Origin of the sequence: Leptospira chreensis (assembly GCF_016919165.1) — a bacterium.
Lineage (GTDB): Bacteria > Spirochaetota > Leptospiria > Leptospirales > Leptospiraceae > Leptospira_A > Leptospira_A chreensis.
Window position 1 is genome coordinate 83,149 of record NZ_JAFFPS010000048.1, and the last position, 15,881, is coordinate 99,029.

The following is a 15,881-nucleotide window of genomic DNA, read 5'->3' on the forward strand; positions in this document are numbered from 1 at the left end:
CTATATACTGATATATAAATATTACGTTCACAAAAAATTCATTCGTTTATCTTTCCACCGGCTCCTAACCACAAATACCGCAGTGATTCGAGCCAGAGTTTTTCCAAGTTTTGATTCAGCTGAAAAGCGATGACAGGCACTCCGAAAAAACAAGATGCCAGGGCCAAAGCGAAGGATTTCCACTGAGTAGTAGCGGGAAGTTCCCCATTTTCTAGAGCGGTGGACAAGGCTTTCTGGATGATCCCTTCCACACCATCCGCCGCTACCTCCTCAATGCCCGCGAAGTTCGGAAACAATAACACACGTTCTGCTGCCGTAAGTTTCAATTCTTGTAACGTTTTTTTGTTTTTAGCTTGAAAGGAGATGATTTCCAAAAGTACTCGCGGATTTTTTTTTGATTCTTTGGCCGTATAACGAAATAAAGCGGAGAGCATTCCCCATCCAGACTCAGACAGTTTTTTTTCCTTAGCAAAAACGGAAACCTGTAGGCTCCAAATCTGAATGTAATGAAGGATTAAATCTCCCTTTTCCGGAAAATAATTATAAAATGTTGGTTCAGAGACTTCAGCAATCTCACAAAGGTCTTTGATTTTGATCGTTTCCAAGGGTTTGGACTCGAGCTCGGTAAGAAGAGCAAATGTCAGATTAGTTCGAGTTTTTGCAAACTTCCTGTCTTTGAGTGGGAAGCGGGTGAGAAATTCAGATTTTTTTTCCAAATAGGGGGACACAGCCAAAATATAGCTGGCATTATTTTTATAGTCAACTATATTTATTTCAAAAAAAAACGTAAAAAGATGAACTGATTCTAGATTTTTTTTAGTAAAACAAAGTGGTGGTTGATGGAATCGGTAGGATGTGGTAAAAGGTAGCCATTGGGAGGCGGGTCTAGTTCCCCACCCTCAAATCAGGGCGGGGTGATTATATTCACGCGAAAAACATCTCCCCTATTTCTTCGCATGAGGATGTGCATTTCGATACACTTCCTTCAAACGATCCCTAGAGACACTCAAATACACTTGTGTAGAAGATAAAGAAGAATGACCCAGTAACTCTTGTACGGCGCGAATATCGGCACCCGCATTCAATAGATCAGTAGCGAAAGTATGGCGGAATTTATGGGGAGTGATGGCTTTTTCCATTCCCATCACTGTTCTACGTTCCGAAAGAATATAACGAATCCCGCGTGTCGTTAATTTACCGCCACGTTGGTTTAAAAAGATTTCTTCAGGTCCCGCGGTGCCTCTTTCTTCTAAATATTCTCTGAGGGCACTTTGCGCTTCGTCGCCAATAAATACAAAACGTTCTTTGCGACGTTTTCCCATTACTTTGAGTGAGGTTAATTCATGATTGAGATCGCCTAACTTAGCATTGACTAACTCAAACACACGGAGGCCCGTGCTATACAAAACTTCTACGATGGCTTTGTCTCGTTTTCCAAGAACTTCTGCCTTATCACCATCTTCGTAATCGAGAATATCTTCTGTTTCGATTTGTGTAAAATTTTTAGGTAACTTCTTTTTGGTTTTTGGAAAACTTACCTGGAGGATGGGGTTTGCTCCGATTTTTTCTTCCCGAAATAAAAACTTATAAAAGGTACGGAGAGAGGATAGTTTACGGCTTTGTGTTCGTTTGTCTTGTTTCTTGGTGGCTTTCAAATCAGCAAAATAAGCCCGCACATCTAAAACATCGACTGTCAAAATGTCGATTTCCTCTTTCAGACAAAACTCAAAGAAAAATTTCAAATCACGAAGGTAAGCAAATAGAGTATGTTCCGAATAGTTTTTTTCGATTTTTAAATAGGTTCGGTAACTGCGAAAAAGTTCAGCCATGGCTTGGGGGAAATGGTCGGGAATTTGGACTTCAAGAACTGGCAGTGTCATACAGAAACACTATCGGCAAAGTTTTCTTTCTCCTACGGCAAAAAAATACTATACAAGTACTTACATTTTGTTTAGTGTTGAAAACGGAAAAAAAAGACATAATCCAGAAAAAATTCCCTCACTCCTCTAATTTGTCCCAGGTCTCATACATACTGGAGCCAATCCGGAAGAGAAAAAGAGTGGAATTCGGGAGGGATGGGTTCATCCTTGAAAGAGTCGGTTCAGAAGATTTTTTTGAAACCAGCTGACCCAGTCCCCTACCCCAGTCTTTCGGAACACCGATTTTAGGAGAACGTTTGATTCATGAAAAAAGAGAAAGCTGACAAGGCTCAAGAAAAAGAAACCGACCAAAGAAAGCAGGCGATTGACGCAGCCCTAGGCCAAATCGAAAAACAATTCGGTAAGGGTTCCATTATGCGCCTTGGCGCCGATACACGTATGTCAGAAATGAACGTGGTATCCACAGGTTCTTTGGATCTAGACATCGCTTTGGGGATAGGCGGGTTTCCTTCAGGTAGAATCCTAGAAATTTATGGACCAGAATCTTCTGGTAAAACAACACTCACTCTTTCTGCGATCGCAGAAACGCAAAAAAAAGGAGGCATTGCCGCCTTTATCGATGCGGAACATGCCCTCGATCCTTCCTATGCCAAAAAATTGGGAGTGAACGTTGACGACCTACTCGTAGCCCAGCCTGACAATGGGGAAGAAGCCCTAGAAATTTGCGAATCCTTGGTTCGCTCCAATGCGATTGATCTCATTGTGATCGATTCCGTTGCGGCTCTCGTTCCGAAAGCAGAGATCGAAGGAGATATGGGAGACTCACACATGGGTTTGCAAGCGCGTCTCATGTCCCAAGCCCTTCGTAAACTCACAGGAACCATTTCCAAATCCAATACCACTGTTATTTTTATTAACCAAATTCGGATGAAGATTGGTGTGATGTTTGGAAGTCCAGAAACCACTACGGGTGGGAACGCCTTAAAATTCTATGCTTCGATCCGTTTGGACATCCGTCGTATTGAGACTCTGAAAGAAAAAGAAGAACCTGTAGGAAACCGAGTTCGCGTAAAAGTGGTAAAAAACAAATGTGCTCCACCATTCCGCCAAGCCGAGTTTGATATCATGTATGCCACCGGTATCAACAAAGAAAGTTCTCTCATTGATCTTGCCGTTCGCCATGACCTCGTTGGAAAAGCAGGTTCTTGGTATTCCTATGGCGGAGAGAAGATTGGACAAGGAAAAGAACAAGTCAGACTTTTCTTTCTCGAAAACCCAGACATTGCATTCAAAATTGAAAACCAAGTGCGAGACCTCAATGGGCTTCCTCTTGTGGACCAAGCAAAGATCCAAACAAGAGAAGTCAAATCCATTGAAAGGGATCCAAAAGAAACTAAAGAAACAAAATCAAAACAACCAGTTAGTTTCTCCACTGAAGCAGACGGAGACGTTGCTGTCGGAGAATAAATAAACACGGCTTTCTTTTTAGGAACCATTGACCGGTTCGGGGTTTCCCGGGCCGGTTTTTTTTTGCCCAAACCAACGGATAGAAATTCCTATTCTACAAGAAAAATCCTAAGATTCCATTGAAAAAGGATGTCTAGAAACTGTCTTCTTACAGATTGTCCCTGATACATTCTGAAACTTATGACAAAAAAATTCATACTCTTCCTAGTTATTTTTTCCCTCCAATGCCAAACCCAAGAAAAGAAAACGGAAACTGCCTATGGGGAAACTCATATTTACGATGAATGGGCTGGCCTAAGTGATTCTGATCCACTCCATAAAAATGAAATGGATCTCAGCTGGAACAAGTTAATAAACACAAAAGATACCATTACCAATTATCTCAAAGGAAAAGATTACAAACCCAATGTAAAAACAGTCATTTATCCTTTTAGTGGAATCGATGTTTTGAACCTGTTTTCCTTTTATCCTCACTGTGAACGTTATATCTTATTTGGATTGGAAGATCCAGGTTACCCGAACCAATACAGTTCCCTAACTGACAAAGAAAAACAAATTGTAAAACAAGGGATCAGAAATCTATCCGATCATTTGGCCGGTAGGAACTATTTCACTTACCGAAAAATGAAGGAAGAGACAAAGAAAAAAGAATTAAATGGAGCCTATCCAGTGTTTGTTGCCTTCCTTCGCCGCATGGGAAAAGAAATTTTAGATTCAAAAGAGGAAGAAATTATTGGGAAAGGCATCACTTACAAAGGATTCACGATTTCACTTTATGACACCAAACTAAAGAAACAAGAGACACTTACTTATTTTAAAATATTCTTAATTGGGAATGAAGGGGTCCCTGGTGACGGTTTGTATGAATACTTTTCCGAATTATCGAATGTAGGAATTTTTACAAAGTCTGCGGAATATTTATTTCATGGCGAAAGACGAAAGTTAGTGAGAGACTTACTTTTAAAGAATGCAAATTTTGTAGTCCAAGATGAATCCGGTTTTCCCATTCGTTTTTTTCCAGAAGAAAGTTGGAAACGCCAAGTTTTTGGTCGGTATGAAAGGTCTTGGAACCTATCTGGAGCGGTTGTCCCAGAAGCCCAACCAGAACTAAAAACTTTAAGTGCTCAGACAAATGATGAGACCCTACCCTTTCCTTTTGGCTACGGGTATTTGGGTACCAAGGACAACCGTCAATCGGCCGTCCTTGTCTTTGATAAGAAATAAAATACAGTTTTGGGTTTCGACTACTCTACAGTAGTCGGATCCCAACAAGTTCGAAAATCCTCATTCCAAGTGGAAATCTCTTTCATATCCGCATCCGATAAAACAAAATCAAAGACATCGGCATTCTCTTTAATGCGATTTGGGTTTTTCGATTTCGGAATGACTACGTGACCTGCCTGTAAAGACCAACGAATCAATATTTGAGCGTTCGACTTTTGATAACGATTTGCTAATTCGGTGATCCGCGCATCTTCTAACTTTTGTCCATGGGCAAGCGGGCTATAGGCTTCGAGTAGAATTCCTTTTTGAATACAATATTCTTTTAGTTTTGTATCTTGTAAAAAGGGATGGTATTCTACTTGGTTCATTGCAGGAACCGTTCCCGTTTCTTTTAATAGTTCCTCCAAGTGAGGTACCATAAAATTACTGACGCCGATGGATTTTGCTTTTCCCTCAGTTTTTATTTTTTCCAAAGCCTTCCAAGAATCATTGCGTTTTCCTGAAACAGGAAAATGAATCAAATACATATCCACATAGTCTGTTCCCAATTTCTTAAGTGATACGTCTATAGCGCGTAAGGCGGTGTCATACCCTTGGTCCGCATTCCAAAGTTTTGTAACAAGAAAAATATCGCTTCGGTTCACTCCACTTTCTTTGATGGCAGTCCCCACATCCGCTTCATTGCCGTAAATGGCTGCGGTATCAATATGCCGGTACCCTAAAGAAAGGGCCGATTTGACAGCTTCCAAACATTCTTTCGGTCGAGACTTCCAGACCCCAAGTCCCAACTGCGGAACAGAGGTGGATTGGTTGGACTGCAAAGTGGTTGTGATTTTTAGGTTTGTCATAAAGTAATGGTTAGACTAAGAACACCTAGCGATAGACAAACTATCACTAGGGATCTCTAAAGAAATTTTGAAAATCACTACTTGGATCCGGCAAATTCCGGAATCGAAACAAACTGCAATTCTTCCCCATTCCAATCGGCGCGGAACTTACCTTCTCCGAGAGTTCCCGATAGAATCTCTTTGGCTAAAGGTCGGTTGACAACCCGATTGAAAACACTCGCGAGAGGACGTGCTCCAAATTTAGGATCAAACCCTTGTTCCCGTAGAATGTGCTCTGTACTTTCTGACAGTTCGATCACAATTCCTTTTACCTTCAACCTCTCATTCAATTGTCTGAGTTGTTTCTCGATTAGTTTTTCCATAATCGAAGAATCTAATGAATGATAGGTCAAAATAGCATCCAATCTTCCCAATACTTCTGGTTTGAAATCCCCTTCTATGTTTTTAGAATTGGTTGTCAGAATCAAAATCGTATTTTTGAAGTTAATCGTTCTACCTTTATTGTCTGTCAATCGACCTTCATCCAAAATTTGAAGTAATATATCAGAAAAATCGGGATGGGCTTTTTCCACTTCATCAAAAAGAACCACTGAATATGGTTTTCTTCGAATTGCCTCAGTTAATATCCCACCTTCATCGTAACCAATATATCCTGCTGGAGCACCGATTAGTTTTGATACAGAATGTTTCTCTGAATATTCACTCAAATCCAATCGAACCAAATTGGTTTCTTGATCGAACAAAAATTTAGCAATGGCTTTGGCCGTTTCTGTTTTACCCACTCCCGTTGGGCCTTTTAATAAAAAGGAACCAAGCGGTCGTGATTCAGAAGAAATTCCCGCATAAGACGTGAGTAAGGTATCCGCAATCTCGCGAATGGATTCTTTTTGGCCATACACAGAAGTATTAAGATCCTCTTCCAAATGGAGGAGATGGTCTTGTTTTGTTTTTAAGATCTTTTCTGCAGGAATCCCAGTTTGTCTAGAGATAACAGCAGCTATATGGTTTCTTTCCAAAATCCAACTGTTCTGAAAATTACCCAATTCTTTTTCCAGTTCAGGAAGGACTGCATATTTTAACCTGGAAGCTTCCGTATAATCGGCCCTTTGTTGTGCTGCATCCAAATCAAATTTGACCCGATCCATTTTATTTTTGATCGATGCAATTTGTTTCAAAGAATTGACTTCCTTTTCCCAAACAACTTTTCCTTCTTGGAATTTTTTTTCTAAACCTTCGATCTCTTTTAAGATCTCTTCGTTTTTCTTTTCCACTTGAGCAAAGATTTTTTTGGAACGAATTTCGCTTTCCAACTCCACAAGTTCCGTAGGCATAGCTTCCGCAGAAAGTTTTAAAGCAGAGGCCGCTTCATCGACTAAGTCAATGGCTTTGTCTGGCAAAAATTTATCAGTGATGTATTGGTCCGACAAAAGCACCGAGGCATAGATAGCTTCATCAGAGATTTTAATTCCATGATGGATTTCATGTTTATCACGAATCCCCATAAGGATTTCAATGGCATCTTCCTTACTTGGTTCGTTTACGGGAACGGCACGAAATCTTCTTTCTAAGGCTTGATCCCCTAAAATGTATTTTTGAAATTCATCTTGGGTAGTCGCTCCAATACAATGTAGTTCCCCCCGAGCAAGCGCAGGTTTTAAAAGATTGGCTGCATCCATTGCCCCATCTGTTTTTCCAGCACCTACCAATTGGTGGATCTCATCGATAAAGAGAACTGCTTCTCCTGCTTGCCCTTTGATATAACGAAGCATTGCCGTTAATTTTTCTTCAAACTCACCACGGTATTTGGTTCCCGCCATGAGTTGTCCCATATCCAAAGAAAAAATTGTTTTTCCTTTTAATACATCAGGGACTCGGCCTTTTACAATCTGTTCGGCAAGTCCTTCCACAATGGCGGTTTTTCCCACACCGGCACTACCAACTAACACGGGATTGTTTTTTGATCTTCGCCCTAAAATTTCCATCACCGAACGAATTTCTTTACTCCTACCAATGACAGGATCGAGTTTTCCTTCCCTTGCCAAATCATTCAGGTTCACAAGAAAATTAGGAACCTCTTCATCGGTTTCCTTCACTTGTAAATCTTCATAATTGATTTTTAATTCTGGTAGGACTTGTGGTAGATATTTTAAGAAGTCTGCCTCCTTCAATTCCTCCCGGCCATTTTCTGCAGCACGAGAGGAGGCCATGGTGAACCACTGGGCCAGTTTTGGCGAGGTGCGTAAGGACTCAAAAGGGATCTCTCCTGAAGCCTTCGCTTGTTTCTTCAAAAATTCATCGACTGTCGATTTATACTTAATTAATGTTTTTCCAGAAACAGAAGTGGGTAGGGTCATAAACCCCCAAACCAAGTGATAGGGAGTGATTTCTGTATTTTGTCTCCTCATAGCCTCTGTCTGCGCAATGTCCAAAGCTCCTTGGACGTTGGAATCATACTGTTTCATCGTGTTTCCTCACTATTAGCACTCTTGATATTAGACTGCCAATCCTACGTTCTTCTTACAAGTTTTTTCTAGGAAATTCACTTTCTCTTTCCTCTCTTCGTCCTATTATAGTGAAGATGCTTCGAAACTGGCTTTCCTTTTTCCCATTTTCACCGGGTTTTCCGCAAAGGTGTTCCAGCGGCTCATCCTACAAGCTTCTCACAATAGTTAGCATTCTTTTGATAAACCAAGCAGCTTGGTCCTTTCCTCTCTCCATAGAAGAATCCAAAAACTATCGCGACATCGGAAAGTATTTTGAATATGTAATTGTTCCGGAAAAAGATTCTAGTTTGGATCGAGTTTTAAGGGAAGATACAATTTGGCGACCTAATCCGAAAGCAACGATCTCATTCCCTCGTGCCAAAGATCCTTTATGGATACGAATCACACTCATCCACTATGGTAACCTACCCCATACATTTTTTTTGCACTTCTCGAGTCCTGTGGTTGATGTCTTTGAACTGCATACACAAGTCAAAGGAAATTGGATCACACAATGGTCAGGGGAACAAGTTCTACAAAGAAACAAACCTCTGTATTCACATATCCCCGCATTTCCCATCACACTATCACCGGACGAAACGAGAACCATCTACGTAAAGATACATTCAGCAAATCCGATTTTCAATTTTGTTTCGGTTTATAACTCCAGAAGTTTTATCGCGTTTTCAAAGAAACAAGACATCTTCTTTGCAGCATACTTTGGTGCAGGATTTATGATGTTTCTTTTTAGTTTGTTTTTAGCACATACACTCCGGTATCGAAAATTCTTTTACTACTTTTTTTACTTAGCTACTGTATTACTCATAAATTCTTTTTCCACAGGGTTTATGCAATACATCGAGATTGGAAATTCTCATACCTGGAAAAATTATCTATTCCCTGTTACTATTTATTTAACATCAGTATTCGGATTATTGTTTACTACTGAATTTCTAGAAACAGAAAAACATTTCCCCAAAACAACAAAACTTACCAAAGGTTTTATCATTCTATTTATATCTTTAATCTTTTCTATCTTCTTTTTGGAACTAAGAGACTTCATTCAACTAGGGGTCATACTTGTTATCATTCCGATTTTATTAGCATTATCAATTTCAATCATGGCTGTATTTAAAAATAAGAAAAAACTAGAAGTCATTCTTTTCTTATTTGCATTTGGATCCATCCTGATCGGCGGAGCTTTAAATACAATGACGGTCCAAGGATGGATCCGACCAATTCATTTATCTTCCTACTCATTACCACTCGGTTCCGCCATCGAAGTTTTTTTCCTCTCCATGGCCTTAGTGTTAAAAGCATCTGACTATAGAAAGGCTACCGAAGAAAAACAAGAACTCGACTTACAACTAAAGATTGCTCAAAAACTTCAGAATGGACTTTTACCCAAGAAACTGAGTCATGCAAATGGTCATGCCTTGGGATTTCGCTACTCGCCGGCATCTGACATTGGAGGAGACTTTGTCCAAATCATTGTCAAAGAGAATGAAATTGGTTTATTCTTATGTGATGTTTCTGGCCATGGAATTCCAGCTGCGATGATTGCCTCCATGACTAAGGTATCATTACAAATTTGGGATGATTCTTTGGATAGGCCAGCCTATGCTGCCGAAAGAATTCGGTTGTCCTTACTGAGTTCTCTTTCAGGGCATTTTTTAAGTGCCTTCTTTGTTTATTTAGATCAAAAAAACAAAATTATGATAGTAGCTAACGCAGGGCACCATCCCATGATCTATTTAGATCGAAATGGAAATTTAGAACATATCACAAGTTATGGTAGAGCCGTTAATGAATACATCGAATCGGCTATGATTGAAAAAACCTTACCCCTACCGGACACAGGAACATTAATATTATATACAGATGGTGTCATTGAAGCAAGAAATGCAACTGATGGGGAACTTTTCGGAGAAGACCGGTTTTATTCTTTATTACAAACTTTGAAAGATGCGAAACCCCAACAGATTTGTGACCAGGTAATCATAGAAGTAGAAAAATTTCAAAAATCGAAACGTTCTGATGATGATATTACGATACTCGCAATTGCTTTAGAAAGAAGTATTTAAGAAGGAATCCAGTGACTCAATTTCTGATATAAATCATTAGGATAAAATGGTTTAGAAATAAAATCATTCATTCCTACCGAATGGATTTTTTCTTGTGTTTCCAAATGTGCTGATGCAGTGAGTGCGATGATAGGAATTCCATTCCAAACTTTATTCTCTCGGATACGTTTTGTGGCCATATAACCATCTACATGTGGCATATGGAGATCCATAAGTATCAAATCAAAATTACCTTTTGCGAGCTTATCTAATACCTCCTCTCCATCAGAAGCTTCTTCCGACTCAATTCCCCACCGTTTTAAAAACCGAATCACAATCGAACGATTGATTTCAATATCATCGGCCACTAAAACTCGTTTTCCAGTTAGATCCTTGGCTTCTTTCAGATTAAGGGCGTGGTCGGGTGAGTTGGGTTTACCAATTTTGCAAGAGAATGTAAATGAAAATTTAGATCCTTTTCCTAGTTCCGATTCTAATTTTAAATCGCCCTTCATCAGTTCAACAAGGCCTTTCGAAATGGCAAGACCAAGGCCAGACCCACCATATTTTCTTGTGGTATCCTGACTTGCTTGAGTGAATTTTTCAAAGACATATTGGCGTTTATCAGAAGCAATCCCGATACCGGTATCTTCGACTTCGAAACGTATCACTACTTGATTCTCTTCTTTTGAAACTAAAACCACTCGAAGGGTGATAGTCCCTTCTTTTGTAAACTTGATCGCATTTGACAATAAATTATTCACAACTTGTAACATTCGAGTTGGGTCAAAACGAATGTATTCCGGTAAGTTGGAATCAATCTCTTCGTGAAAGGACAACAATTGTTCTTTGGCTTTGATCCCAAAGGATGTAGAAACGGAATTAATAAATTCTTTTAGGCTAAAATCAATTTCTTCAATGATAATCATTCGTTCTTCAATTTTGTTAAAGTCCAAAATATCATTGATGAGAGTCAGAAGAGTTTCGCTTGAGAATCTAAGATTTTTTAAATATTCTATTTGTTCGGGTTTTGGATTGTCTTCCATAAGCCACATGGAAAGGCCAATCACTGCATTTAAAGGAGTTCTTAGTTCATGACTCATACTAGAAAGAAATTCAGACTTAGCCCGGTTTGCATCTTCCGCACGAACTCGAGATTCAATCAGCTCTCTTTCATACAAAACCATTTGCGAGATATCGATTAATACAGAACGAGATCGGATCATCTCATTTGTTTTTGAATATATAGCAGTTGCCCAAAGATTTAAGAATAAAGAACTTCCATCTTTACGTAAAACCTCGAATCGCAAATTGTCAATATGACCTGTTTTCTTAAAGACTGGGAAATTTTTTTGGAAGATTTCTTTACTTTCCTCGGTGAGTACATCGGACAACTTCATTTTTCCAATCAGCTCTTCTTCTGAATAACCCAACCACTTACATTCTGTGTGATTGATTTTTACAAAATAACCATTTGCATCTAAACTATGGAAGCCTACTGGAGAGTTTTGGTATAAATCATCGATTTCAAATAAACGATCTTCGATTAATTCCTTTTCGATTAAAATCTGAGTATTTTTTCTTAAAACAAAAATCATCCATAAGATCAAAATAGACAAAAGAAAAAAGAAACCACCAGAGACAGCAACCAACCGAATCGTAAATTTGAGATTTTTTTCTTTTTCTATCTCTTCTCTAACAATTTTTGCATCTAAAACAGATTTCACTGCTTCCCGAAAGACATCCATTCGCCTTTTACTTTCTATAAAAACTGTTTTACCTGGTCTTCCCTTAGATGCGTTTGTAACAAGGCCATTGACAAACTCTAACTTAGAATGGTTAGCAAGAATGATCGATTCCAAACCTTCCGAATAGGGCGGTTCACACTCGGCTCGAAGAAGTCCCTCAAGTTCAGTCATCTGAGACAGCGAATTTTTATAAGGCTCGAGAAACTCTGGTTCCCCTGCAAGAAGGTATCCTCGTACTCCCGTCTCTGCATCTTTTAAATAAGATGCATATTGATTTAAAAGAGCATTCCAACGACTCTTTGCTTCGAATGAATTTCGATCCATTCGACTTTCATACACTTGGTAAAAGAAAAAAAAGGAGGAAAAGAAAAGTAGTGTGAGTAATCCCCATAGAAAACCAATGTAAAGGGATTCAAAATGTTTTCTAAGGAAAAAACTCATAGAAACATAATTAAGTAAAACATTTCAATGAATTTGTCAATTGATTAAACCATGGTTCTCCATGCAGGGAAATATAAATCAAACTCTGTTCCTTCCGACAAACGAGAATTAGCGATGATCGTACCGCCCATCTTTACCATAATTCCGTAGATGATGGGTAGTCCAAGTCCTGTACCTTTTCCACCTTTTGTAGTAAAAAACGGATCAAAGATTTTTTCAATAATTTCGGGTGGAATGCCAGATCCATTATCCGCAAAACCTAACTTCCAATATTCCATGTTTTTCATAAAACCGACATGAAGTAATTCTGATTTTTCGTATGATACTTTAGAAAGTGAAATTGTAATCTTAGGATTCGGATTTTCTTGTAACGCAAACACAGCATTTTCATACAGATTAGAAAGGATCTGAAAAATTTGAATGGGATCGGCATTGACATAAGCCGGTTCGTTCCCTAAATCTGTGAACAAAGTAATTTGATTGGAGGAAACTGCCCTCACCTCTTGTAAAACTTGTAACAGTTGTTCTCTGAGATCCAACTGTTTGGAAATAGAATTATCAATTTTAGAATAAGTGAGTATTTGTTGGATTAGATTTCGCGCACGGTCCAGGGATTTGGAAATTCCTTCAATGGCAGTAAGAGATTTTTTGAATGATTCGTTGGTTTCATTTTTGGACCACTCAGAATTCAAATAAGAAACATAGGCAAGCATTGGTGTAAGAAGGTTATTAAAGTCATGGGCAATTCCACCAGCAAAAGTACCGAGTGCTTCTAACTTCTGCGACTGCGCGTAAGCTCGCTCTAAAACAATTTTTTCTGTAATGTCCTTTGCTTCGAGAACAATGTAGATAATTTTTCCAGAAGGATCGGTCAGTGAATAAAAGTCACAGTCAAAATACTTTTCTCGCCCATCTGACAAACTATAACTCACAAATACTTCGAAACTTTGATTCTTTAACGCAAGTTTCATTCCGTAAGTTAACTTTTTAACGGATTCCGGATCGGAATTGGAAAAAACAGAACGAATTAACTCTAAACCTTGGATGTCCGTTTCATCCCGTTCAAAGGATAATACAGCATTTCGATTCATACGAATCACATGACCTTGTAAATCTAAAAGAAAAATGGCTTGCGAAGAGTTATTAAAAATGCCTTTGAACAACTGTTCGTTGACCTGAATCGAATGTTCCAATTCAGAAACATCGGATATATCATGAATGGTTCCAAAAATACGAAACCGAGAATCCTCAAACCGTTCTGCTTCCAACCAAAGATTGACCTTTTTTTTACCGACCTTGGTATTTAAAGTCACAATCATTTCCTTCGAATGATTGTCTTTTAATAGTTCTTCCCAAACCACTTTTAGATGATCTTGTTCTGGCTCATCCAATAGGGCCCACACTTTTTCCATGAGCGGAATTTCACCGAAATCAAATCCCAAAATTCGATACAATTCAAGAGACCATAAAGTATTTTTTTCAGGGAAAATAACTTCAAAATGCCCAAGATGAGAAATTTTTTGTGAACGTGTTAGGAGCTCCTCACCATGGACAAGCATATCCCAAGCTTTTTTTTGAGATAGTTTCAGTCGGTAAGCTTCTAACTCACGATTCACAACAAACGGAAGTTTGATGATAGAGGATTTTGGTAAAAACTCCGCGGCACCTAACTTGAGAAATTCCGAAGCCGCTTCTTCTGGCAAAAATTCCGTTACGAGAATGACTGGTAGATCGGGGTTAATTTCTTTAACTCGGGAGATCACATATCGACCGTCAAAATCGGGAAGATAAAAATCAGAAATTACGATATCCCAGGTTTCGTCATTGATCCGTTGTTCAAATTCTGATTTCCATTCTGCTCTTTCTGAAAAAATGGAGAACCCAAAATTTTGTAGTACAGATACAATTGCTTTATATGAAGCAAGAGAATCCTCGACTATCAATACATTGAGTTTCTTTTGAATGTCCATAGTGTTTGATTACTGATTAAAAAAACCAAAAACGGGTAGTTCTAAATCCCCTAAAATTTCTGCTTTGTGTTTGTAAGCAGTCCCTCGGCCTTCTGCCAGCGCAAACTTTCCTTTAGAAAAATCATTTGGTGATAAATAAGGAGTGTTTGTTTCCAGTCGGATCAGTTTTTTTCCTTTTTCTTTTGCAAGTAAGGACTTCAGATCTTCTGCTTCTGATTCAATAATTTGAACGGAAGCATCTAATGCCCGCTTCATTACATTTCGACTCACAGGCCTATGATTATTAACCTGATGGATGACAATCCGATCTATACTCGGATCTAAAATAAGTTCTTTGATGGGTTCCCCGTCTCCGATCCCACCATCTAAAAATTCTTGGCCTTGAAATTCTTGTACTTCATACAAAAAAGGAAAAGCGATGGAGGCCATCACGGCATCCAGTACATTTCCTTCGGTAACCAATTCTCGTTTATTTTTAGAAAGATTGGAAACAGCGATTCCTAGTTTGATCGGCAGGTCAGAAAACTTTTGATTTCCAAGATAAGGGTATAAAATTTTGCGTGTGGCTTTGCCCGTAAGCACACCGCTATAACCATTTAAACCTTTTCGTAACAAACGACCAAGCATCGTCAGAGAATTTCCTTCCCAAAAATCCTTCTTTTTTAATCCTAAAATAAGAGATTCAAACTCTACCATCTCGTGACCAGTTGCATACAAGGCACCAATCATCGCACCAGAACTGGACCCAGTAACGATCGCAGGTTTGAAACCAATTTCTTGCAAACCGCGCACAAAACCCGTGTGGGCAAAGAATCCAAAAAAGGCAGATTTCAAACAAAGAGCAGAATACTTTTTGGGGAAGAAGAGTTCGATCATAAGCTTTTACTAAGTTTAGAAAAAGACTCCATCCATGTCAGCTACGAAGTAATTTTGAAACTAAAACTTTTGTCATATCGTAAAACAGAACTCCAATAAATGCAACTAGTATCGCTGCTGAAAATTGCAGAAAATTAAGTGGGACAAATCGGAACATAGCATTCATTCCAGGCAAATACATGGACAAAATCAAAACTCCGATCGTTCCGGCAAATACATAACGAATGACAGGATTGGGAATTCTCATTCGGCTCCACATAGACTCGTGTAAAGACCGGTTGGCAAGGATTAGAAATAAATTCGAAAATACTAATGTAACAAATGTAGCCGTATTCACAACCTTGGGAGAGGAATCCCCTTTCAGATACAATTCCATGATCCAATAAGAGGATACAACTGATACTAAAGAAACAGCACCTTGGATGAGTGAGTTAATAAACAGCTCCCGATCGAGTAAGGGTTCTTTGGTTTCTCTCGGTTTTCTTTTCATCAAATCAGATTCTGCAGACTCCCTTTCAAATACAATGGTACATGTAGGATCGATGACCATTTCCATAAATACGATATGGATGGCAGAGAGCACAATGATAGGCCAATCAAAGATGATAGGAAAAAATGTAATCCCCACGATGGGGATATGGACTCCGATGAGATAACCCAATGCTTTTTTTAAATTATCAAAAATTTGTCTGCCGATACGAACGGCAAACATTGGTGTGGCTATGGGAGAAAGAGGGACAGATGTTGCTCGGGAAGCAGCCGACATTGTTTTGTTAGATGACTCATTTTCTTCCATATTAGAATCCGTTCGTATCGGCAGACAAATTTTTGATAATTTAAAAAAAGCATTGGGTTATCTCATCGGAGTCCATATCCCCATC

At 38.9% G+C, this 15,881-nt stretch carries 11 protein-coding genes; 3 read left to right on the plus strand and 8 right to left on the minus strand.

Going from position 1 to position 15,881, the window contains the following annotated elements:
* Positions 1-38: 38 nt before the first annotated feature.
* Both JWG41_RS13840 and xerA read right to left on the minus strand, forming a co-directional pair.
* Positions 39-716, minus strand: coding sequence for a TetR/AcrR family transcriptional regulator (locus JWG41_RS13840; protein WP_205270519.1), 678 nt, complete (start codon positions 714-716; stop codon positions 39-41).
* Positions 717-944: 228 nt separating this feature from the next.
* A complete protein-coding gene (gene xerA / locus JWG41_RS13845; RefSeq protein ID WP_205270520.1) occupies positions 945-1,880 on the minus strand; it encodes a site-specific tyrosine recombinase/integron integrase in 936 nt (311 codons plus the stop codon).
* Between the two features lie 303 nt (positions 1,881-2,183).
* On the opposite strand from xerA, the gene recA reads away from it, so the two are divergent.
* Together recA and JWG41_RS13855 are read left to right on the plus strand one after the other, a co-directional pair.
* Complete coding sequence (gene recA, locus JWG41_RS13850) at positions 2,184-3,347, plus strand: recombinase RecA (protein ID WP_002988250.1); 1,164 nt, start codon at positions 2,184-2,186, stop codon at positions 3,345-3,347.
* 180 nt (positions 3,348-3,527) lie between these two features.
* Positions 3,528-4,571, plus strand: a complete 1,044-nt coding sequence (locus JWG41_RS13855; RefSeq protein ID WP_205270521.1) for a hypothetical protein — start codon at positions 3,528-3,530, stop codon at positions 4,569-4,571.
* 20 nt (positions 4,572-4,591) lie between these two features.
* Here the strand turns inward: JWG41_RS13855 and JWG41_RS13860 are convergent, their stop codons facing one another.
* Both JWG41_RS13860 and JWG41_RS13865 read right to left on the minus strand, forming a co-directional pair.
* A complete protein-coding gene (locus JWG41_RS13860; RefSeq protein ID WP_205270522.1) occupies positions 4,592-5,419 on the minus strand; it encodes an aldo/keto reductase in 828 nt (275 codons plus the stop codon).
* A gap of 77 nt (positions 5,420-5,496) precedes the next feature.
* A complete protein-coding gene (locus JWG41_RS13865; RefSeq protein WP_205270523.1) occupies positions 5,497-7,881 on the minus strand; it encodes an ATP-dependent Clp protease ATP-binding subunit in 2,385 nt (794 codons plus the stop codon).
* Positions 7,882-7,997: 116 nt separating this feature from the next.
* Here JWG41_RS13865 and JWG41_RS13870 point away from each other — a divergent pair, with 116 nt between their 5' ends.
* The gene (locus JWG41_RS13870; RefSeq protein WP_205270524.1) at positions 7,998-9,986 is read left to right on the plus strand and encodes a SpoIIE family protein phosphatase; all 1,989 of its coding nucleotides are present in this window, start codon (positions 7,998-8,000) and stop codon (positions 9,984-9,986) included.
* On the opposite strand, the gene JWG41_RS13875 is transcribed toward JWG41_RS13870, so the two are convergent.
* The 4 genes from JWG41_RS13875 to JWG41_RS13890 all read right to left on the minus strand — a co-directional run bounded on the left by JWG41_RS13875 (position 9,983) and on the right by JWG41_RS13890 (position 15,766).
* A complete protein-coding gene (locus JWG41_RS13875; RefSeq protein ID WP_232374002.1) occupies positions 9,983-12,037 on the minus strand; it encodes an ATP-binding protein in 2,055 nt (684 codons plus the stop codon). The genes JWG41_RS13870 and JWG41_RS13875 overlap by 4 nt on opposite strands.
* 161 nt (positions 12,038-12,198) lie before the next feature.
* Positions 12,199-14,124, minus strand: coding sequence for a hybrid sensor histidine kinase/response regulator (locus JWG41_RS13880; protein WP_205270526.1), 1,926 nt, complete (start codon positions 14,122-14,124; stop codon positions 12,199-12,201).
* Positions 14,125-14,133: 9 nt separating this feature from the next.
* Positions 14,134-15,000: a patatin-like phospholipase family protein gene (locus JWG41_RS13885; protein WP_205270527.1), complete on the minus strand. Its 867-nt coding sequence runs from the start codon at positions 14,998-15,000 to the stop codon at positions 14,134-14,136.
* Between the two features lie 37 nt (positions 15,001-15,037).
* Entirely contained in the window at positions 15,038-15,766 is a 729-nt protein-coding gene (locus JWG41_RS13890; protein WP_232374003.1) for a cation transporting ATPase C-terminal domain-containing protein, read from the minus strand.
* Positions 15,767-15,881: the final 115 nt, after the last annotated feature.